18 protein-coding genes are annotated in these 20,708 nt (G+C 69.1%); 10 read left to right on the top strand and 8 right to left on the bottom strand.

The features are described 5' to 3' along the window. The first annotated feature begins 36 nt into the window (after positions 1-36). Both FHU13_RS25200 and mutL read left to right on the top strand, forming a co-directional pair. On the top strand, positions 37-1,263 hold the full coding sequence (locus FHU13_RS25200) for an acyl-CoA dehydrogenase family protein (protein WP_183438566.1): 1,227 nt from the start codon (positions 37-39) through the stop codon (positions 1,261-1,263). Between the two features lie 70 nt (positions 1,264-1,333). Then, positions 1,334-3,310 carry a DNA mismatch repair endonuclease MutL gene (gene mutL, locus FHU13_RS25195; protein ID WP_183438565.1) on the top strand — a complete coding sequence of 659 codons (1,977 nt, stop codon included), beginning with the start codon at positions 1,334-1,336 and terminating at the stop codon, positions 3,308-3,310. Between the two features lie 91 nt (positions 3,311-3,401). On the opposite strand, the gene FHU13_RS25190 is transcribed toward mutL, so the two are convergent. The 4 genes from FHU13_RS25190 to FHU13_RS25175 all read right to left on the bottom strand — a co-directional run bounded on the left by FHU13_RS25190 (position 3,402) and on the right by FHU13_RS25175 (position 5,571). After that, positions 3,402-3,902 (bottom strand): hypothetical protein, encoded by a 501-nt coding sequence (locus tag FHU13_RS25190; RefSeq protein ID WP_183438603.1) that lies wholly within the window; start codon positions 3,900-3,902, stop codon positions 3,402-3,404. Positions 3,903-4,016: 114 nt separating this feature from the next. Continuing rightward, positions 4,017-4,505, bottom strand: coding sequence for an Hsp20 family protein (locus tag FHU13_RS25185; RefSeq protein ID WP_183438564.1), 489 nt, complete (start codon positions 4,503-4,505; stop codon positions 4,017-4,019). A 243-nt stretch (positions 4,506-4,748) separates the two neighbouring features. After that, entirely contained in the window at positions 4,749-5,405 is a 657-nt protein-coding gene (locus FHU13_RS25180) for a protein-L-isoaspartate(D-aspartate) O-methyltransferase (protein WP_312889647.1), read from the bottom strand. A gap of 4 nt (positions 5,406-5,409) precedes the next feature. Continuing rightward, complete coding sequence (locus tag FHU13_RS25175; protein ID WP_183438563.1) at positions 5,410-5,571, bottom strand: hypothetical protein; 162 nt, start codon at positions 5,569-5,571, stop codon at positions 5,410-5,412. Positions 5,572-5,690: 119 nt separating this feature from the next. Here FHU13_RS25175 and FHU13_RS25170 point away from each other — a divergent pair, with 119 nt between their 5' ends. Then, positions 5,691-6,017, top strand: a complete 327-nt coding sequence (locus FHU13_RS25170) for a cupin domain-containing protein (RefSeq protein ID WP_183438562.1) — start codon at positions 5,691-5,693, stop codon at positions 6,015-6,017. Between the two features lie 73 nt (positions 6,018-6,090). Then, on the top strand, positions 6,091-8,319 hold the full coding sequence (locus tag FHU13_RS25165; RefSeq protein WP_183438561.1) for a glycosyltransferase family 2 protein: 2,229 nt from the start codon (positions 6,091-6,093) through the stop codon (positions 8,317-8,319). Between the two features lie 704 nt (positions 8,320-9,023). Here the strand turns inward: FHU13_RS25165 and FHU13_RS25160 are convergent. After that, positions 9,024-12,284, bottom strand: a complete 3,261-nt coding sequence (locus FHU13_RS25160; RefSeq protein WP_183438560.1) for a PAS domain S-box protein — start codon at positions 12,282-12,284, stop codon at positions 9,024-9,026. A 479-nt stretch (positions 12,285-12,763) separates the two neighbouring features. On the opposite strand from FHU13_RS25160, the gene FHU13_RS25155 reads away from it, so the two are divergent. Beyond that, positions 12,764-13,360 carry a pyridoxamine 5'-phosphate oxidase family protein gene (locus tag FHU13_RS25155; protein ID WP_183438559.1) on the top strand — a complete coding sequence of 199 codons (597 nt, stop codon included), beginning with the start codon at positions 12,764-12,766 and terminating at the stop codon, positions 13,358-13,360. A 167-nt stretch (positions 13,361-13,527) separates the two neighbouring features. Beyond that, positions 13,528-13,890 carry a DUF4288 domain-containing protein gene (locus FHU13_RS25150; protein WP_183438558.1) on the top strand — a complete coding sequence of 121 codons (363 nt, stop codon included), beginning with the start codon at positions 13,528-13,530 and terminating at the stop codon, positions 13,888-13,890. Between the two features lie 57 nt (positions 13,891-13,947). On the opposite strand, the gene metC is transcribed toward FHU13_RS25150, so the two are convergent. Both metC and FHU13_RS25140 read right to left on the bottom strand, forming a co-directional pair. Beyond that, positions 13,948-15,135: a cystathionine beta-lyase gene (metC, locus tag FHU13_RS25145; protein ID WP_183438557.1), complete on the bottom strand. Its 1,188-nt coding sequence runs from the start codon at positions 15,133-15,135 to the stop codon at positions 13,948-13,950. A gap of 84 nt (positions 15,136-15,219) precedes the next feature. Further along, positions 15,220-15,384 (bottom strand): Rmf/CrpP family protein, encoded by a 165-nt coding sequence (locus FHU13_RS25140; protein ID WP_183438556.1) that lies wholly within the window; start codon positions 15,382-15,384, stop codon positions 15,220-15,222. Positions 15,385-15,539: 155 nt separating this feature from the next. Between FHU13_RS25140 and FHU13_RS25135 the strand changes: the two genes are divergently transcribed. From FHU13_RS25135 to FHU13_RS28305, 4 genes are all read left to right on the top strand, one after another. Continuing rightward, positions 15,540-15,827, top strand: coding sequence for a hypothetical protein (locus tag FHU13_RS25135; protein ID WP_183438555.1), 288 nt, complete (start codon positions 15,540-15,542; stop codon positions 15,825-15,827). A 57-nt stretch (positions 15,828-15,884) separates the two neighbouring features. Then, complete coding sequence (gene rarD / locus FHU13_RS25130; RefSeq protein WP_183438554.1) at positions 15,885-16,769, top strand: EamA family transporter RarD; 885 nt, start codon at positions 15,885-15,887, stop codon at positions 16,767-16,769. Then, positions 16,766-17,770 carry a P1 family peptidase gene (locus FHU13_RS25125; RefSeq protein WP_183438553.1) on the top strand — a complete coding sequence of 335 codons (1,005 nt, stop codon included), beginning with the start codon at positions 16,766-16,768 and terminating at the stop codon, positions 17,768-17,770. The genes rarD and FHU13_RS25125 overlap by 4 nt, the downstream gene beginning before the upstream one ends. A 256-nt stretch (positions 17,771-18,026) precedes the next feature. After that, positions 18,027-18,773, top strand: coding sequence for a peptidoglycan-binding domain-containing protein (locus tag FHU13_RS28305; RefSeq protein ID WP_183438552.1), 747 nt, complete (start codon positions 18,027-18,029; stop codon positions 18,771-18,773). A gap of 108 nt (positions 18,774-18,881) precedes the next feature. Here the strand turns inward: FHU13_RS28305 and FHU13_RS25115 are convergent, their stop codons facing one another. Continuing rightward, a complete protein-coding gene (locus FHU13_RS25115; RefSeq protein WP_183438551.1) occupies positions 18,882-20,555 on the bottom strand; it encodes an electron transfer flavoprotein-ubiquinone oxidoreductase in 1,674 nt (557 codons plus the stop codon). Positions 20,556-20,708: the final 153 nt, after the last annotated feature.

Genomic DNA, 20,708 nt, shown 5'->3' with positions numbered 1-20,708 from the left:
ACCCTCGACAAGAGCCGACGAGAACAGGGAAAACCCATGGCCAAGCCGGACTTCAAGGCACCGCGCCCGCCGGAGCTGCTCTCGCCCTGGCGCACGGACGCCCGCGCCGCGCTGCAGCAGGAGGCCCGCGCTTTCGCCCGCGACGTGATCCTCCCCCTCGCCGACGAACTCGACCCGCAGAAAGGAGAAATGCCCCGCTCGCTGATCGACCAGATGGCGCAGAAGGGCTGGTTCGGCATCACCATCCCCGCCGAGTATGGCGGGATGGGTCTCGGCGTGTTCGAGTACTGCCTCGTCTCCGAGGAACTCGCCCGCGCCTGGCTCTCGACCGGCTCGATCCTCGCCCGCGGCCAGGGGCTGGGCACACAGACCCTCGACGACGACCGCCGCCGGGCGCTGCTGGCCAAATCGGCCAAGGGCGAATGGATCGGCTCGATCGCGCTGTCGGAACCCACTGCCGGCTCGGATCTCGCCGGGGTGCAGACCCGCGCAACCCGCGAGGGTGACGCGTGGGTGCTCACCGGCACCAAGCGCTGGGCCGGCTTCGCGCAAGGAGCGGACTTCATCGAGGTGCTGGCCCGCGTGCGCGACCCCGGGCCCGACGAGCCGCGCTCGGCCGGGTTGGAGCCGTTCCTCGTCGTCAAGGAGCCCGGCACCTTCCCCGCGGGCATGACCGGCAAAGTCATCGACAAGATCGGATATCACGGCTTCCTCACCTTCGAGCTTCAGCTCGACGGTGTGCGGGTCCCGGAGCGCGACCGGCTCACCGGCCTCTACGGCGACGAGGGGGCGGACGCGGATTCCGGCGGCTTCGCCGCGGTGCAGCGGGGTCTCAACATCGCCCGCGTCCACACCGCTGCCCGCGCCGTCGGCGTGGCGCGGGCGGCGGTGGAGGATTGCACCGCCTACCTTCAGGAGCGCGAGCAGTTCGGTCAGCCGATCGGCGGGTTCCAGGCTCTGCGCTTCGCGCTCGCCGACATGGCGGCGGAAGTCGCCCAGGCCCGTGCCTACTGGCAACAGGTCGCCCACCTCCTCGACGAGGGCCTGCCCGCCGAGAGCGAGTCTGCGGCGGTGAAGCTGCTCGCCACCGAGATGGCGGTGCGGGTGACGAACCAGGCGATGCAGCTCCACGGCGGCAACGGCTACACCACCGAGCGCCGGGTGGAGCGCTACTGGCGCGACGCCCGCCTCACCACGATCTTCGAGGGCACCAGCGAGATCCAGCGCCGCATCATCAGCGACCGGATGCTGCCGCGAGGATGAGGCAAGGGATGAGGATAGCGGGGGCCGCTCGCTATCAGGCGGCCCTGACACCTCCTATATCTCGCAGGCCATGTCCGCCGCAGAACCGCTCGCCCCGCCGCGCGCCACTGTCCGCCGCCTCGATCCGATTCTGGTCGATCGCATCGCCGCGGGCGAGGTGGTCGAGCGCCCGGCCTCCGCCGTCAAGGAACTGGTCGAAAACGCCATCGATGCCGGCGCGCGCAGCATCGAGGTGGCAATCGAGGGCGGCGGGCGCCGTCTGATTCGCGTCATCGACGACGGCATCGGCATGGGGGCCGACGACCTCGCGCTCGCGATCGAGCGCCACGCCACCTCGAAGCTGCCCGACGGCGACCTGACCCGGATCGGCTCGCTCGGCTTTCGCGGGGAGGCCCTGCCCTCGATCGGCGCGGTCTCGCGGCTCACCATCACCTCGCGCACGGCGGACGGGGAGGGGGTAAGCCTGACGATCGATTCCGGCGCCAAGGGCCCGGTGCGCCCGGCGCCCGCGACGCGCGGCACCCGGATCGAGGTTACCGAACTCTTCGCCGCGACCCCGGCCCGGCTGAAATTCCTCAAATCCGACCGGGCCGAGACGGCCGCCGTCTCGGAGATCCTGCGCCGGCTTGCGGTGGCGCAGCCGCAGATCCGCTTCACGCTCCGCACCGAGAGCGGCAGCCCCACGGTGTTTCCCGCCGAGAGCGAACCGGGCCCGGCCGCGCTGCTGCGCCGACTCGGCGCGGTGCTGGGGCCGGACTTTCCCGGCAATTCCGTGCCCGTCGACATGGCCCGCGAGGGTTTTGCGCTCGCCGGCCATGTCGGCCTGCCGACCTTCCACCGCGGGGCGGCGAGCCACGTGCACTTCGTCGTCAACGGTCGACCGGTGCGCGACCGGCTGCTGCTCGGCGCCGTGCGCGGGGCCTATGCCGACACGATGAGCTCCGACCGCCACCCGGTGCTCGCACTCCACCTCACCTGCGATCCCGGCCTCGTCGACGTGAACGTGCATCCGGCCAAGACCGAGCTGCGCTTCCGCGAGCCGGGGCTGGTGCGGGCGCTCATCGTCAGCGCAATCCACGAGGCCTTGCGCCGGGCCGGTGCCCGGTCCTCCAGCACCGGCACCCAGGCCGCCCTCGACGCCCTCCGGGCCGGCGGGAGCCCCCCGCCGATGGCTGCGGTTGCGGGTCGGTTCGCCGTGCATTCGGGGGCCTCCGCCGCGAGCCCTCTGAGCCCCCGCCCGGCGAGCCGCCTGTTCTCCGGTCCCTCGGTGGCCGCGCCTGCGGGCTACCGCCCGGCTCCGCACCCGGCCTTCGAGACGGGACGTTCGGGCTTCGCCGAGGCGCCGCAGGCGCTGTTCTCCGCCGATCTCGCCCCGCCGGGCGCCGACCTGCGACCCGAGCCGGAGACGGTCCCGGAGGTCGAGGCTCATCCCGACACGCATCCGCTCGGCGCTGCCCGCGCGCAGATCCACGAGACCTACATCGTCGCCCAGACCCGAGACGGGATCGTGCTGGTCGATCAGCACGCCGCCCACGAGCGGCTCGTCTACGAGAGGCTGAAGCGCGAGCGCGCCGGTGGCGGCGTGCTCGCCCAAGGACTCCTGATCCCCGACGTGGTCGAGATGGCGCCCGAGGAGGCCGACCGCCTCGTCGAGGCCGCCCCCGAACTGGAGCGGCTGGGCCTGAGCCTCGAAGCCTTCGGCCCAGGCGCGGTGCTGGTGAGGGCTGTGCCGTCGGCGCTCGCGGGCGGCTCGGTGAAGAACCTTGTGCTCGACGTGCTCGACGCGCTTGCTGCCAGCGGCGTCGAGGAGGGCGGCCCGGCCGGCGAGGGCGATCCCGACCCGGTAAGCCGGCGCCTCGACGCGATCCTCTCGCGGATGAGCTGCCACGGCTCGATCCGCGCCGGACGCCGCCTCAAGCCCGAGGAAATGAACGCGCTCCTGCGCGAGATGGAGGCGACCCCGCTCTCGGGCTCGTGCAATCACGGCCGCCCGACCTTCGTAACCCTGGGGCTCGCCGACATCGAGCGGCTGTTCGGGCGGCGGTGACGGCGCCCTCTCGAGGAGGGCGCCACCGGACTCGCAGGCCGTCCTCGGAGGCTGGACGTCGGGCGCAAGCCGATAGGACGCCGACTCGCGGTCAGGCCGGAATGCCGACCGCCAGGGCCGCGCCGCTCGGGGGCGTCCGCGGGCGCGGCCTCATCGCCGCCGGGCAGGGCGGCGGATCGTCGTCATCGTTCCGGCGCCCAGGACGAAGGAACCGGTGCAGGTTCGACAAGCGCCGCGGGCGCCGGGGCGCGGCTCGACGGCCCGGAGGGGCGGCTGCCGCCGAGGGCGCCTCTTGGTCGAGCGTGCCGAGCGCGGCGAGGACGGTGTCGACCGGCACCGGCTCGGCCTTGCAGCCGGCAAGGCATCGCATCGCGGGGGCGCTCTCGAGGGCGCAGGCATCGGACGCCCAGGAGGCCAGGATCGCGCGCTTGTCCGCGCGCGAGAGGAGCGGGTGGGCCAGCACCTCGCGCGGATGGCGGAACACGTCGCCAGGGGCGACGAGCGCCTGCCACGTCTCAAACGAGGCCGCCGGCGCGCCGGCCGGGTTCATGGGGCCGGAAACGGGCCCGGAATGGGTGGGATACGTCTCCATCATCGTCACGGGTCATCTCCCTGGAGGCACGGGGGTTTCGTGCGAAAAGGAAGCGATCCCCGGGAAGCGCAAGCCCCCGGGGATGCCGGCTCGTGGGTGGTCTCTCGCGAAGGGTCAGGCGGCCTTGGACCGATCCTCGACCTGAGACCGCGCATTCTGGGCCAGCGCGTTGTCCTGCCCGATGGCAGCCTGTGTGCCGCCGATGGCGATACGGCGCGGCTTGAGCGCTTCCGGCACCTCACGCTTCAGTTCTACCGTGAGCAGGCCGTTCTCCAGGCTCGCACCCATGACCCTCACGTGCTGAGCCAGGTTGAAGGTCTGGCGGAACGTGCGGCCGGCGATGCCCCGGTGCAGGTATTGCCGCTCGCCCTCCTGGGCCTTCTTCTGGCCCGAGACGTGGAGCGTGGTGTCGTGCTGGGTGAGTTCGATCTCATCCTGCGCGAACCCGGCGACCGCCATGGTGATGCGGTAGGCGTCTTCAGACACCTTCTCGATGTCGTAGGGCGGCCAGGCGGCCGAGGTCTCGGCTTGGTCGAGCAGGGAGAACAGCCGGTCGAAGCCAACGGTGGAACGATAGAGGGGAGCGAAGTCGAAGGTCCTCATGACCACATCCTCCTTGGAGCAACGTGATGACGAGGGCCGCCGGACATCTACGTCCGGCGCCCAACCTGCGAGCCCAACCGGGCCTCGCACGCGCGTAACGCGGATGATGGAGCCGGGTTCCCGGCCCTCTGACATTTTCGCACTTTTTTGGAGAGAGAGCGTTCCGCCATTTCGCCGGGATCGACAGGAGAGGCCCTTCGTCGTGGCCCGGTGCCGGCAAGAGAGCAAGGGAGAAGGAGCGCGTCACGGGCTGTCCGCTACTCCGACACCCCGCAGCAGCGGCACGAACGAGACTGGGCCGAAATCGGTGTTCTCGAACCGGTCCGGCCCGCGCCGGGTCAGCCGCAGCAGCGTCTGCCCGCCTGGGGGGCCGACCGGGATGACGAGGCGGCCCCCGACCTTGAGCTGGGATTTGAGCGCCTCCGGAATCGCGTGCCCCGCCGCGGAGACGAGAATCGCCTCGAAGGGCGCAGCCTCCGGCCAGCCCGCATAGCCATCGCCGACACGTAGATGCACCGAGGTGAAGCCGAGAGCGGCGAGACGTGTCCGGGCGGTCTCGCCCAAAGCGGCATGTCGCTCGATCGCGAAGACCTGCGCGCCCATCCGCGCCAGCACCGCCGCCACGTAGCCGCAACCGGCGCCGACCTCCAGCACCCGGTCGCCGGGCCGCAGGGCGAGCGCCTCGATCATCAGGGCGACGATATAGGGCTGGGAGATCGTCTGCCCCGCACCGATCGGCAGCGGCCCGTCGCCGTAGGCCGCCGCCGCCAAGTCGGGCGGCACGAAGGCCTCCCGCGGCACCGCCCCCATCGCTCCGAGGACGGCGGCATCGCGGATGCCGCGGCCGAGCAGTTGCGCCTCGACCATCCGGGCGCGGGCCTCGGCGGCGCGATCCGGCACCGCCTCACTCCGTGCCGGCGCCGTCCGTCTTCTCGCCGGACGACTCGTCGGCGGGGGGCGGCGCGGGCGGCAGGTTCGGCGGCGGCAGGCGGCCGGGGCTCGGCGGCGTCGGCAGGCCGGCATCCTCGGTGGCCGGGGGGAGCGGCGCAGGTTTGGTCTCGGGCATCGATCCGTCGCAAGCTGCGGCGGCGCGGAGAACGCCGCCTTCCCTGTCTCAACGCCGAGAGGACGGCTCGGTGTCACACCGGCTCCGGCGGCGCCTTCTCGGCCGGGAGAGACATCGACATGACCGCCTGTCCCAACCTGTTCGCCGGCCTGCCGGCGCGCGCGGATGAAGAAATCGTCGAGACCCTGCTCGCGCGTCCCGGCCTGCGGGTGGAGCGCATTGTCTCGACGGGGCAGGCGAGCCCGCCGGGCTTCTGGTACGACCAGGACGGGGACGAGTGGGTCGCGGTGCTTCAGGGCAGCGCCGAACTCCGCTTCGCCGACGAGCCCGAGCCGCGTCTGCTCTCGGCGGGCGATCACCTGCTGATCCCGGCGCACCGCCGGCATCGCGTCGAGCGCACGCAGAATCCGACGATCTGGCTCGCGGTTCACCTCGCGCCGCGCTAGGCCCTTGGTTTGGCGCGCATTCTTACGACGAACCGGTTGCCACTTCGTCGGAATGCGCTCTAACGCCTTTCGCATGATCGCTTGCCGCATCGAACCGAAGGGACAGGTCGAGCCGGAGGGGCAGGGCATCTGGCGCTCCACCGGCTCCGATCCGCAATTCCGGCTGACCCATCCTCGCGGCGGACGGCTGTTCCCGTTCCGGCTCACGGGGGGATGGGTGCGCATCCGCGCCGACCTCGACGGGCTGGGCGCGACGAAGCCCGTGCCGCTCCTCTACGTCGATGACGGCTCGGGCTTCCGCGAGGAGGAGGCGGTTCGGCTCGAAATGCGCGAGGACGGAGGGATCGACGACTTGGTGCGCCTGCCGCGCCGGGTGCGGGGCCTGCGGCTCGATCCGCTCGCCGCGAGCGGGCGGTTCCGCCTCTCGCGGGCGACGCTGGAGCCCCTGCGCGGCCCCGCCGCCGCGCTCGCCGTCGCCCGCCGGCTCGTGGCGCGGCTGCCGGAGGAGGAGAGGGGGGCTCAGGCCCTGCTCGGGCGCCTCGCGCGCCTCGCCCTGAGCCGCCCGCCCTCCGCCCTGTGGCGGGCGTTCTGGGACAGCGCCCGGCCGCGCCCGGCGGCCGCTTCCTACGCCGCCTGGATCGAGAAGGTCGAGCGCCCGACCCTGCCGAGCTCGGAGGCGATGCGGGCGGCGATCGAGAGCTTCCGGGTGCGGCCGCGCATCTCCATCGTCATCCCGGTCTACAACACGCCAAAACCCTATCTCGAAGCGGCGCTCGCCAGCATCCGGGCGCAGGCCTATCCCGATTGGGAACTGTGCCTCTGCGACGACGCGTCGAGCGCGCCCCACATCGCGCCGATGCTGGATGCCCTGGCGGCGGAGGAGCCGCGGGTGCGCCTGCATCGGCGGGCGAAGAACGGCGGCATCGTCGGGGCGAGCAACGACGCCATGGCGCTCGCGACCGGCGACTGGCTCACCCTGATCGACCACGACGACATGATTCCGCCGCACGCCCTCTTCGCCTTCGTCGAGGCCCTGAACGCGGATCCGCAGATCGATTTCCTCTACTCCGACGAGGACAAGATCACGGTGGGCGGCGAACGCTACGAGCCGTTCTTCAAGCCGGACTGGTCGCCCGAGACGCTGGAGGCCTGCATGTACACGGCCCATCTGGCGCTCTACCGGATGGACATCGTCAACCGCATCGGCGCCTTCCGGGCGGAATGCGAGGGTGCGCAGGATTACGACTTCGTCCTGCGTTACACCGAGCACGCAGCCCGCGTGCATCACGTGCCGCAAGTGCTCTACCACTGGCGCGCGATCCCCGGCTCGACCGCCCAGGCCATGGATAACAAGGGCTACGTGGTCGCCGCCGCGGCCCGGGCGCTCGAAGACCGGGCCCGGCGCACCGGCGGGCTCGCAAGCGTGCGTCCCACGGCGTTCGCCGGCAGCTTCCACCTGCGCCGGCCGCTCGCCGCGCGCCCGTTGGTCTCGATCGTGATCCCCACCGCCGGCCGTGATAGCGAGGTCCGCGGCCGCACCGTCGATCTCCTGGCCGCCTGCCTCGCCAGCATCCGCGAGCGGAGTACTTACGAGCCCATCGAGATCGTGGCGGTCGATAACGGCGATCTGCGGCCCGCGACCAAGGCGGCCCTGGAGCGGTTCGACGCCCGCTCCGTCACCTGGGACCAGCCGGTCTTCAACGTCGCCGCCAAGATGAATCTCGGGGCGCGGGCGGCAAGCGGCGAGGTGCTCGTCTTCCTCAACGACGACATCGAGGTCATCAGTCCCGATTGGATCGAGGCGATGCTGGCCTTGTTACAGATCCCCGGCGTCGGCGCAGTCGGCCCCAAGCTTCTATTCGAGACCGGCGAGTTGCAGCATGTCGGCGTCACGGTGATCGACGCGACGCCCGACCATCCCCGCCGCTCCTATCCGCGGGAGGATCCCGGCCACTTCTTCTCGACGGCGGGCAACCGCAACTACCTCGCGGTGACGGGCGCCTGCGTGATGGTGCGGCGTGCCGATTTCGAGGCGATCCAGGGCTTCGACGAGGGGTTCGCCGTCAACTACAACGACGTCGATCTCTGCTTGCGCCTGCGCGAGCGCGGCCTGCGCAGCGTCTACTGCGCCGAAGTCGAGCTCTACCATTACGAGAGCCGCAACCGGGCGCGCACCGTCGCGGCGGACGAGCAGGCCCGCTTCCGCGCGCGCTGGGCGACGGCGATCCCGAAGGATCCCTATTACAGCGAGTGGTTCGAGGCGCTGCCGCCGACCTTCGAACTTGATCCGGCGCGGTTCTGAGAGATCTGTGGTAACGCCTACGCTAGCACAGGCCTGCCCCCGAATGCGAGCAAGACCACAATGAAGGGAAGAGGCTGCTTTCCGAGTGCACTATCCATAGGTACGGCGCTGTTTATTTTGATCTATATTTGTAATTTGTTTTGGCCGCCACAAGAATCTGTCATCAACCTTCCGAGAAGCAATGCCTTTGTCCGCTTTCAATCTTGGGGGTGGCTCCTAGAAGAGCGGCCATACACATTGAGGATAGACAACCAGCATGGCACGCTATCAGTTAGTCTGTGGACGAATTGGGGGCCGGCCGATACAATTAACTTATATCGAACACCCGAAAATTGGCTCGTAGGCATAGGAGGGGGAGGAAATACTTATATTATTGATATAACAGACTCTTCGGCACCACGCCTGATACAGGGAGAAGAGCAAAGTAGAACTGACGATAATAAATGGATCTTTTTGGGATATGCCGGAGGAAATATCTTCACTCCAGCCTCGGAGCTCCCAGAATGCATTGCCCTGTTTGGCGCAGGCTACAGCGCATATAGGAAGCAACATCAAACTCCCCATTCTTGCATATTTTCACGCTGACGAATCCGGAGATAGAATCTGCCGATAGAATTCACTTACTTTCGGCTTCCAGCATCATCGTACAATTGGGTAGGGCCTTAAACCTAAGGAGGCCGCAATCAAATGGGGGCAAGCCCCCCTCACCGCGTGTTGATCATCTCCTTGATGCGCGCGGCCAGCACCTCCATCACGAAGGGCTTGGTGATCACCTGCATGCCGGGCTCCAGGTGGCCGTTGCCGACTACTGCGTTCTCGGCGTAGCCGGTGATGAACAGCACCTTCAGGTCCGGCCGCAGGACGCGGCCCGCATCGGCGACCTGTCGCCCGTTCATGCCGCCGGGGAGCCCCACATCGGTGACCAGGAGATCGAGGCGCACGTCCGATTGCAGCACCTTGAGGCCGGCCGGACCGTCGGCGGCCTCGATCGCGGTGTAGCCGAGATCCTCCAGCACCTCCGTGACCAGCATCCGCACCGTCGGCTCGTCATCGACGATCAGCACCGTCTCGCCCTGCTCGGCACGGGGCGCGGCGGCCAGATCCGGGGCTGCTTCCGGCTCTTCCGCCGCGCCGTAGTGGCGCGGCAGGTATAGGCACATCGTCGTGCCCTGGCCGACCTCCGAGTAGATCCGCACCTGCCCGCCCGATTGGCGCACGAAGCCGTAGATCATCGACAGGCCGAGCCCCGTCCCCTGGCCGATCGGCTTCGTCGTGAAGAACGGGTCGAACGCCTTGGCGATGACGTCCGGGCTCATGCCGGTGCCGGTGTCGGTCACGCAGAGCGAGAGGTACTGGCCGGGATCGAGGTCACGCTGCCGGGCGCCGCGATCGTCGAGCCACTTGTTGGCGGTCTCGATGGTGATGCGGCCGCCGTCCGGCATGGCGTCGCGGGCGTTGATGCAGAGGTTCAGCAGCGCGTTCTCGAGCTGGCTCGGATCGACCAGCACCGACCAAAGCCCGCCCGCGGCCACCACCTCCAGAGTGATGGACGGGCCGATGGTGCGGCGGATCAGCTCCTCCATACCCATCACCAGCCGGTTCACGTCGGTGGGCTTGGGGTCGAGCGTCTGGCGGCGGGAGAAGGCGAGCAGGCGGTGGGTTAGCGCGGCCGCCCGCTTGGCGGCGCCTTGCGCGGCGTTGACGTAGCGATCGATCTCGGTGAGCCGCCCCTGCGCGAGGCGGGTCTGAAGCAGTTCGAGCGAGCCGGTGATGCCGGTGAGCAGGTTGTTGAAGTCGTGGGCGAGGCCGCCGGTGAGCTGGCCCACCGCCTCCATTTTCTGCGATTGGCGCAGAGCCTCCTCGGTGCGCATCAGCTCGGCGGTGCGGGCCGCGACCTGCTGCTCCAGGCTGGCGTTGAACGCCTCCAACTGCGCCTTGGCGCGCAGTTCGCCCTCGATGTTGCGCGCCTCGATGACGGTGCCGATCGGCGCGCCGCGCTCGTCGCGGATCGGGCTCGCGGTGAAGGCGACGGGGTAGAACGAGCCGTCGCGGTGGACGAAGATCTCCTGGCCCTGCTCCTGGTTGTTCTCCGGAAATGCCTGATCGATCGGGCATTCGTGGAGCGGGTAGGGGCGGCCGTCCGGCCGGGTATGATGGACGACGTCGTGGAGCGCCTTTCCTTGGGTCTCCTCCAGCGTGTAGCCGGTCAGCCGCTCGGCGGCGCGGTTCATGTAGGCGCAGTGCTGGCGCTCATCCATCATGAAGATCGCCTGCGTCGCGTTGTCGAGCACCGCGTCGAGCCGGCGCGTGGTCTCGACGAGGCGCTCCTCGATCGCTTTCCGCGCGGTGATGTCGATGGCGCTGCCGACGCCGCGCCGGCAGCGCCCCTCCGCGTCGAACACGCCGCGCCCCTTGGCCGCGACCCAGCGGACAGCACCATCGGTGCGGCCGATGGTGCGGAACTCCTCGTCGTAGAAGGCGCGCGTACCGGGATCGAGGGCGGCGGCGAAGGCGGCGGTGACCCGCGCCCGGTCGTCCGGGTGGAGGCCATCGGCGAAGTCGTCGAGGGTCACGTCCGCGTCGGGCGGCAGCCCGAACATCGCCTTGATCCGCGGCGGCCAGAACAGGGTGCCGGCTCCGGGGTCGAAATCCCACAGGCCGATCTCGCCGCTCTCGACGGCGAGCCGCAGGCGCTCCTCGCTCTCGGCGAGCGCCAATTCGGCGGCGCGGCGCTCCTCGATATCGACCACCGAGCCGATATAGCCGAGGAAGCTCCCGTCGGCGGCAAAGCGCGGGCTCGCGGTATCGATCGCCCAGCGATAGACGCCGTCGAGGCGGCGCAGGCGATACTCGAGGCTGAAGCCCTCGCGCCGGGCATTCGCCCTCAGGAAGGTCTCGCCCGACCAACTGCGGTCGTCCGGGTGCACGGCCTCGAGCCAGCCTAGGCCGAGCGCCTCCGCTTCGGTCTGGCCGGTGAACTCGTACCAGCGCCGGTTGAGGTGCTGGCAGGCGCCGTCGGAGTCGGTGACCCACATCATCACGGGCGCGTCGTCCGCCATGGTGCGGAAGCGCGCCTCGCTCTCGGCGAGCGCCGCGTTGCCGGTGATCCGCTCGGTCACGTCCGAGCCGTCGACGAACACGCCGGTGACGGTGCCCGCGGCATCGCGCATCGGCTGATAGACGAAATCGAGGAAGCGCCGTTCCGGCACCGCGCCAGGCACGCGCAGGAGCGTCACCGGCGCCCCGTACGCGGTGTGGCTGCGGCCGGTGGCGAACACCTCGTCGAGCAGCTCGAAGAAGCCCTGGCCCGCGACCTCCGGAAGGGCGGCGCGCACCGGCTTGCCGAGGACGTCGCGGTGGGCCACGAGCTGGCGATAGGCGGCATTGGCGAAGGCGAAGACGTGGTCGGGCCCGTCGAGCACCGCGACGAAGCTCGGCGATTGCTCGAACAGCCGCGCGAAGCGCTCGCGCTCGGCCTGCATCTGCCGGCCGGCCCGCACCGCCGCGGTGGTCTCCGAGCAGGCGCAGAACATGCCGGCGACCGAACCGTCCTCGCCCCGCACCGGCGTGTAGCCGAAGGCGAAGTGAGTCTCCTCCGGGTAGCCGTTGCGGTGCATCGTGAAGGTGATGTCCTCCATATGCGTGGCCTCGCCCGCATAGGCCCGCGACAGGATCGGCTCCACTTGGTCCCAGATGTCGTGCCAGACCTCGTCGAAGGGCCGACCCAGCGCGTGCGGATGGCGGGTGCCGCACATCGGCGCGTAGCCGTCGTTGTAGAGCGTGATGCGCCCCTTGCCCCAGACGATCAGCATCGGCTGCTGCGAGCCGAGCATCACCCCGACCAGGGTCTTGAGCGGTGCCGGCCACGCCTCCGCCGGCCCGAGCGGCGTCGCTGCCCAATCGAGCCCGCGCATCAACGCGCCGGCCTCGCCGCCACCCGCGAGGAAGAAGGGCGTGGTGCTCACGCGGCCCGCTCCCGGCACAGGCGCCGCTCGCCGGGACCTGGGATGGATCGGCGAAGGAGCGAACGGGCCAGGTTCGGACAAGAGAACCGGTGCGCGGGCAAGGGTGAGAGGAGCAAAGGTGAGGGGGGCAAGGGAAAAGCGGGCAAGAGAACAGCGGGACCGTATGTTCGAGAGCGTTCAACGCGGTAGCCGGCCAGCCGTGCCATTGCGGCCTGCAGGAAGCCGGGTCGGGAGCGTCCCGAACGCGTGGCATGGCGCTAACCGTTCGCCATGCCAAGACGTTTGATCGACGAGGCGTTCATCTCGGTCGCCAAAAGGTCTTGAGACCGTCAGCGCCTTGCGCCAGCGCACCGGCCGCACCAGCATCGGATGCCGCGGCGAGATCCGCCGGCGTAAGCAGGCCCGCCCCTCGACCGGACGTCCCGTGAACTCTCTGCGCACTCCCTGCAACGCGGCATGACACCCGAGGAGTCCTTTTCGTGGACGCGCTGCCTTCCTTCTACGACGACCTCGACGGCTTCCGCGCGGAGGGCTGGCGCTGCCTCGCCGAAGGGGTGGAGAACCGGCACAGCCCCTTCCACACGCCCTCCCTCGCAACCGTCGACGCGGCGGGCCGCCCACGGCTGCGCACCGTCGTGCTGCGCGCGGCGGAAGCCGGGGAGGGGCGCTTGCGCTTCCACTGCGACCGGCGCTCGGACAAGGCACGGGAGCTTGCGGAGAGCGGGCTGGCCGCCCTCCACGTCTACGACCCACCGGCCAAGCTCCAGCTCCGCCTCGAGGGCCGCGCACGCCTGCACCGCGACGACGCGCTCGCCGACGCGGCCTGGGCCGCCGCGCTGGCGATGAGCCGAGTCTGCTACGGGGTCGAACCCGCCCCCGGCACCGCGCTCGCGGCGGGCGACGCCTATGCCCTGCCCGACGAAGACCCGGAGGCGCGCATCGGACGCGAGAATTTTTGCGCGGTGGTGCTGACCGTCGAGCGGATCGACCTGCTCTACCTCGACCGGCGCGGGCACCGGCGGGCGGTTTTTTGGCGGGAGGGCGAGGGGTGGAGGGGGACTTGGGTGGCGCCTTAGTGTCTCTCACAAAACTCCCGCCGCGCTGTCCTCGCCAGGATGAGGACGGTCAGGAGCCGGGAGTTTTGTGAGGCACTCTTAGGGTCGAAACCTCGTCAAGTTGATCACATGAGGAGCCGCTTTCGACCCATTGCAGACTTTGAGGCCGCCGGTTCAATGATTGGGGGATGGTCAGCGCGCTCTTGAGAGGACGAACCGTGCCTTTGTTTGCTGTGTCCCTTCTCTCGGAGTGCCACCTTGCAGGCGCTCCCCTGCCCACGCCGATGCGCGAAGTGGCTATCCATGTCGTTCAGGCCCGGGATGAAGTTGAAGCGTGCGCGAGAGGCGCAGAGATCGGCTCTGGACGTAAGCACGCCTATCGCAACATGGATGGCGAGAACGTGTCGTGGGTGTTCCAACGGGTCGTGGAGTGCCAGACCCTCTACGACCGAGACCTCGCTGATGGCATGGAGGTCTCGTCCTGGCTCTACGAGGGCGAGCGACTCTGCCTCAACGACGGTTGGTCGGTGCAGTCACCTGAGCCAAGCTGAGGTCCGCTCCCCACCCCATCCGGACCTTCAGACAGTCAAGCCGATCACGTTTCGACCTCACGCCAAAGCCGCCATCCGCGCAAACCCGGCCTCCAGATCCGCCTTCAGATCCTCGGGATCCTCCAGCCCGATATGGAAGCGCAGAGCCGGGCCGCCCGGCTGCCAGCTTGTGGCGGTGCGATAGACGGTCGGATCGAAGGGGATGACGAGGCTCTCGAAGCCGCCCCAGGAAAACCCCATCCCGAACAGTTCGAGCCCGTCGAGGAAGGCGGCCAAAGCCTCCTCGGAGATGGGCTTGAGGATCACACCGAACAGGCCCGAGGCGCCGGAGAAGTCGCGCTTCCAGATCGCGTGGCCGGGATCGTCCGGCAGCCCCGGATGCAGCACCCGCAGCACCTCCGGGCGAGCCTGGAACCACTCGGCCATGGCGAGCCCGCGGGCGCCGTGCTCGCGCAGGCGCAGGCCCATGGTCCGCAGGCCGCGGAGCCCCAGAAAGATGTCCTCGGGGCCGGCGCAGGGGGCGAAATGCTCGTAGGTGCGCTTGAGCGCCGGATAGTGCTCGGCATTGGCCGAGACGAGGCCGAGCAGCAGGTCGGAGCCGCCGCTGAGATACTTGGTGCCGGCCTCCACCGCGAGATCGACCCCGCGCTCGTGCGGCGGGAACAGCAGCGGCGTCGCCCAGGTGTTGTCCATCACCACCGTGCCGCCGCGGGCATGCATGGCTTGCGCGATGGCCGGCACGTCCTGCATCTCGAAGGTCTGCGAGCCCGGCGCCTCCACGAGCACGGCCCGCGTGTTGTCGCGCATCAACCCGGCGATGCCGGCTCCGATCAGGGGATCGTAGTATTCGACCGCCACTCCGTAGCGGCGCAGCACCCCATCGCAAAAAATGCGGGTCGGGCGGTAGGCGGAATCGGTGACGAGGAGGTGGTCGCCCGCGCTGACACAGGCCATCAGCGCCAGCGTCAGGGCCGAGAGGCCCGACGGCGTCAGCACCGTACCGGCCGCCCCGGCGATCTCGCTCCACGCCTCGCAGAGCGCGTCCATCGTCGGCGTGCCGGAGGTGCCGTAATTGTAGCGCCCGCGCCGGTGCTTGATGTCGTCGTAAGTGGGGTAGAGGACCGTCGAGCCGCGGTAGATCGGCGTGTTGACGAAGCCGTGCTGGGCCGACGGGTCACGCCCGGCGAGCACGAGGCGGGTATCGGCGCCGAAGCGGCCGCGATCGCGGGGCGGGGTCTTGGACATCGGCCTCGGAGGGATGAGAGGGCTGGCGTTGAAGCCCTTTCAGCCCTCCGGAGCCGGAAGCGTCAAGGCAGTCTCCGGGGCTTCTCACTCTTCCGGGTCGTCGGCCGCAGCCTCCTCGTAGGCCTGGATCCAGGCCGCGCGGTCCTGGGATCCCTCGGGATAGGGGCATGCCTCGATGCTCTTGCCGTAGAGCCGGGCGTTGCGGCCCTGGATGAAGGGGCTGTCGCTCGCCGTCGCCTGCTCGTTCATGGCCAAGTCCTTTGCCCGTTCCTGTGCCGGTGTCCTGAATAGGGCCGGTCCACAGCGGGCCCGGCCGTCCGGTTCGTTAACGACACCGGGCGCATCCTGTTTCCGGGGGCCGCCGTTCACGGTCCCGCGTACCCCGCGTATCCGAGTTGCCTATCGTGAGCATCCTGCGCGTCATCGCCTTCGGCACGGTCATCGCCTTCGGCACGCTGTCGGTCGTCCTCGTGAGCGCGGATCGCATCGCGCACCAAGCGGTCGCGGCCGTGCCGGCTCCGACGATCGCGCGGGCCGCGCCGGTCCTGCCCGATCCCGTCACCACCGGCACGGTGACCCAAGGGCCGGCCCCCGAGTCGAAGAAGGAGCGCATGCTCACCGGCTTCGACACCGAGCGCCTCAACGCCCTCATGCGCGGCGAGATCGCACCGGCCCCCGCTCGCAAGCGCTGACCGCGCGCGCGGTCCGGTCTACAAGCAGCCCATCGCCACGCCGCCGAACGTGCAATCTTGGGCCTGATCTACGCGCTCGCCGCCTATCTCAGCTGGGGCCTCGTCGTCCCGGTGCATTTCCGGCTCCTCGACGGCATCCCGCCGGGAACGATCCTGGCCCAGCGCATCGCGTGGTCGGCGCTGCTCGTGGTCGGCCTGATCGCGCTGCTGCGCAAGCGGCTCGCCAATCCGTTCCCCCTGCGGCCGCGCCATGCCGGGCTCGTCGTCTCGGCGGGTCTGATCGCGATCAACTGGATGCTCTACCTCGTGGCGGTGTCGAGCGGGCACATGCTCGATGCGAGCCTGGGCTACTTCATCAACCCGCTGGTCTCGGTGGCGCTCGGCGCCCTCGTCCTCGGCGAGCGCCTGCGCCCGGTCCAAGTAGTCGCCGTCGCCATCGTCGTGCTCGGCGTGGCGGTCGCGGTGGCGATGGCGGGGCGCCTGCCGCTGCTGTCGCTCGGCCTCGCGGTCACCTTCGCGCTCTACGGGCTGGTGCGCAAACTCGTCGCCGTCGACGGCACCGTCGGCTTCTGCGCCGAGACTTTTTTGCTCCTGCCCGCCGCGCTGGCCTATCTCGCCTTCGCCGCGCCACCGGTGCCCGACGACGCCCGCACCTGGGCGCTGCTGGCGCTCACCGGCGTGACCACGGCGCTGCCGCTGATCTGGTTCGCCGCCGCGGCCACCCGACTGACACTCGCGACCCTCGGGCTGATGCAGTACATCGCGCCCTCCTGCCTGATGGGGCTCAGCACGCTGGTCTACGGCGAGACCCTGACGCCGGACCGGGTCGTGCTGTTCGCGCTGATCTGGCTCGCGCTGGTGCTCTACGCCTACGATGCAATCCGCCACGAGCGCAGACGGCGCGCCGCGCTGCCGACCGGACGGGCAGGAGAGAGGCGATGACCCGGCTCAACCGCATCACCGACATTTCGGGAATCCGCGTCGGCCACGCAGAAGACGCAAGAATCGCGAGCGGCGTCACCGCGCTCCTCTTCGAAAACCCCTTCGTCTGCGCGGTGGATGTGCGCGGTGGCGGCCCCGGCACCCGCGAGACCGACCTGCTCGATCCCGCCTCCACCGTGCAGGCGGTCGACGCCCTCGTGCTGTCGGGCGGTTCGGCCTTCGGGCTCGATGCGGCGGCCGGCGTCGTCGCCCATCTCAGAGAGGCGGGGCGGGGCTTCGCGGTCGGCGACGTGCGGGTGCCGATCGTGCCCGGTGCCATCCTGTTCGACCTGCTCAACGGCGGCGATAAAGTATGGGGCCGCTACCCGCCCTACCGCGACCTCGGCTACGCGGCGGCGGACGGCGCGCGCGGCGGCGCCTTTGCCCTCGGCTCGGTCGGGGCCGGGTTCGGGGCGCGCACCGCCAATTTGAAGGGCGGCCTCGGCTCGGCCTCGAGCGCCGTGCCGGGCCTGCCCGCGCAGGTCGGCGCGCTGGTGGCCGTCAATGCCTTCGGGCGGGTGACGATGGGGCAGGGGCCGCATTTCTGGGCCGCACCCTTCGAGCGGGATGGGGAGTTCGGCGGTCTCGGCCTTCCGCCGCGGATGCCCGACGATGCCCTCTCCTGGCCGCGCGAGCCTTTGCCCGGTGCCAACACGACGCTGGCGATCGTCGCCACCGACGCGAGGCTCACCAAGGCGCAGGCCAAGCGCGTCGCCATCGCCGCGCAGGACGGCCTCGCCCGAGCGATCCACCCGGCTCACACGCCGCTGGACGGCGACGTGGTGTTCGCGGTCGCCACCGGCGCGGTTCCGCTCGGAGATGAGGTAGCCGATCTTGCCCGCCTCGGTGCGGCGGCGGGCGAGACGCTGGCGCGGGCGATCGCCATCGGCGTCCACGCCGCGACTCGGCTGCCATGCCTGGACCTGCCGGCGTGGCGGGAAATCGGCGGGCGTCTTGGCTGACCTTCCGGACTAACCCACAATCTCAGGCAAACTTTTCGGTTCTTCCAGACGATCTGCTCGCTTGAACGCCAAATCAAGCCGTGAGGCTATAACAGTAAACTATTGATCCACACCGAAATCCGCCGCAAATTTCCGAAATCACGAAGTTTAATACAAGATAAAATTGAATAACCTACTGCCGATAGCATTCATGGAGCTCGGCGGCTCGTTCGATTAAGAAGAGTGCGGGGGACGCCGGTCAACTGGGAGGATCGTCATGCCCGATGGGCTTCTTGCGCTCGTTCCATCCGAGAACGAACAAATCACGGAAAGAGGTGATGTCGGCCCGAACGTTGTCAGTCTTCAGGCACGATTGAAAGAATTGGGATATTACGAAGGGGCGATCGACGGACTCTTCGGCGGCGGCACGGAAATCGCCGTCATGGATTTCCAGAGGGATGCGGGCATCGGCATCGATGGACGCTTCGGGCCGGAGACGAAGGCGAAGCTCTCGCGCTGGCCCAACGGCAACGCGAACGACAATCGGGTACGAGGCAGGGCGGACGTCGTCTACAAGAACCAATACGCGATTCGTAACCGCCCCTGCACGTCCTATCTCGAAGTCACACTGGCCAGTGCAGTCTTCGACGTCTTCGGCGCCGGGTTTCAGGCGCAGATCTACAGCGGCGGACAACCGCGGAAGGGCATGCCCGGCAAGAGAGTCGGCAGCATCCGCCACGACGATTACGGCGAGGGCGGTCGCGCGCTGGATGCCTGGATCGTCGGCCGCGACGGGAACCGTCTCTCAGGACGCGAACTGGGGAAACTCGGCCAATACTGGCTCGCCAGGAAGTATGGCGGCTGCGGCCTCGAGATGGCAGTCGGCGGCATCCATCTCGATGAATGGAAGAGGCCGCCAAGGGGCGGCGGGATGTATTGGACCTACCCGTATCTCGAAGCGCAGAGCTGGGGTCGGGCGGTCAAGGAGATGCTCGAAGCGGGACATGCGGGCCGGGAGCCGTAACCGCAGTCCATCCACGGTCGATCAAGCTGCCGAGCAGAGAGCTGCATCGGACGAGGTGGAAACGTGGTCCGACTCACCGCGATCGGGCCACGTCTCCGAAGCTGCATTTTACAGGTTGGTGTAGTTCGGCCCGCCCGGCCCCTCCGGGGTGACCCAGTTGATGTTCTGGTTCGGGTCCTTGATATCGCACGTCTTGCAGTGGACGCAGTTCTGCGCGTTGATCTGGAAGCGCACGCCGTCGCTGGCGCTCGCATCCTCCACCCACTCGTAGACGCCGGCCGGGCAGTAGCGGCTCGACGGACCGCCGTAGACGTCGTGCTCGGAGGTCTTCTGCAGCCCCATATCCTTCACCTTGAGGTGGGGCGGCTGATCCTCCTCGTGGTTGGTGTTCGACAGATACACCGAGGAGAGCCGGTCGAAGGTGAGCTTGCCGTCCGGCTTCGGGTAGACGATCGGCTTCACCTCCGAGAGGGGCTTGAGGCAGGCATAATCCGGCTTGCCGTGACCCAGCGTCCCGAACAGCGAGGCATTGGCGATCGCGTTCATCCACATGTCGAGGCCGCCCAGCCCCACGCCGACCAGGGTGCCGTATTTCGACCAGAGCGGCTTGACGTTGCGCACCGGCTTGAGGTCGCGCCCGATCGGGCTGTCGCGCCAGCCCTCCTCGTAGGCGGTCAGCTCGTCGCCCTGACGACCGGCGACGAGGGCATCGAAGATCGCGTCCGCCGCCTGGATGCCGGACAGGATCGCGTTGTGCGAGCCCTTGATGCGCGGCACGTTCACGAAGCCGGCAGAATCGCCGACGAGGCAGCCGCCGGGGAAGACGAGTCTGGGCACCGACTGCCAGCCGCCCTCCATGATGGCGCGGGCGCCGTAACCGATGCGCTTGGCCCCCTCGAAGGTCTCGGCGATCATCGGATGGGTCTTGAAGCGCTGGAACTCCTCGAACGGCGACAGGGTCGGGTTCTCGTAGTTCAAGTGCGTGACGAAGCCCACCGAGAGCAGTCCGTCGTCGAAGTGGTAGAGCCACGAGCCGCCGCCCGCCTTGTTCGGCAGCGGCCAGCCCATCGTGTGCTGCACCAGCCCCGGCTGGAACTTGTTCGGGGCAAGCTGCCAAAGCTCCTTCACGCCCAGCCCGTACTTCTGGTGGTCGCTGTTGCGGTTGAGCCCGAACCGGTCGATCAGCGTCTTGGTGAGCGAGCCGCGGGCGCCCTCGCCGAACACGGTGTACTTGGCGCGCAGCTCCATGCCGCGGGTGAAGTCCTCGCGCGGCTCGCCGGTACGGGAGATGCCGAGATCGCCCGTGGCGATGCCGGTCACCGTGCCGCGCTCGTCGGTGAGCACCTCGGAGGCCGGGAAGCCCGGATAGATCTCGACGCCGAGCCCTTCCGCCTTGGCGCCGAGCCACTTGACGGTGTTCGAGAGCGAGCCGACGAAGTTGCCGTGGTTCGACAGCAGCTTGGGGAAGAACACGTTCGGCAGGCTGACGCCACTGTTCTTGGTGAGGAACAGGAACTCGTCGCGCTCCACCGCCGTCTTGAGCGGGCGTTCCGGGTCGTCGCGCCACTCGGGCAGAAGGGTGTCGAGGCCGATCGGATCGACCACGGCACCGGAGAGGATGTGCGCGCCGACCTCGCCGCCCTTCTCCACCACGACGACCGAGATCTCCTCGCCCTTCTCCGCGGAGCGCTGTTTCAGGCGGATCGCGGCAGCAAGGCCGGCGGGTCCCGCGCCGACGATCACCACGTCGAAATCCATGCCTTCGCGTTCGGGCAGCGCCATCCTCATTCCTCCTGCGGCCGTTCGTTCGGGCGCTGTCTCACGCCGCCTCGGCGCAATCAATTGTCAGGATGTCTCTCAAGCGATTCCAAGGTAGGAAGGCAAGGCCGTTCGGGTAGCGGCAGGCCGGCACAGGGTGCGTCCGTGCGACGATCC

This window comes from Methylobacterium sp. R2-1 (genome assembly GCF_014191355.1).
Lineage (GTDB): Bacteria > Pseudomonadota > Alphaproteobacteria > Rhizobiales > Beijerinckiaceae > Methylobacterium.
This window is presented reverse-complemented; position numbering and strand designations above follow the sequence as displayed.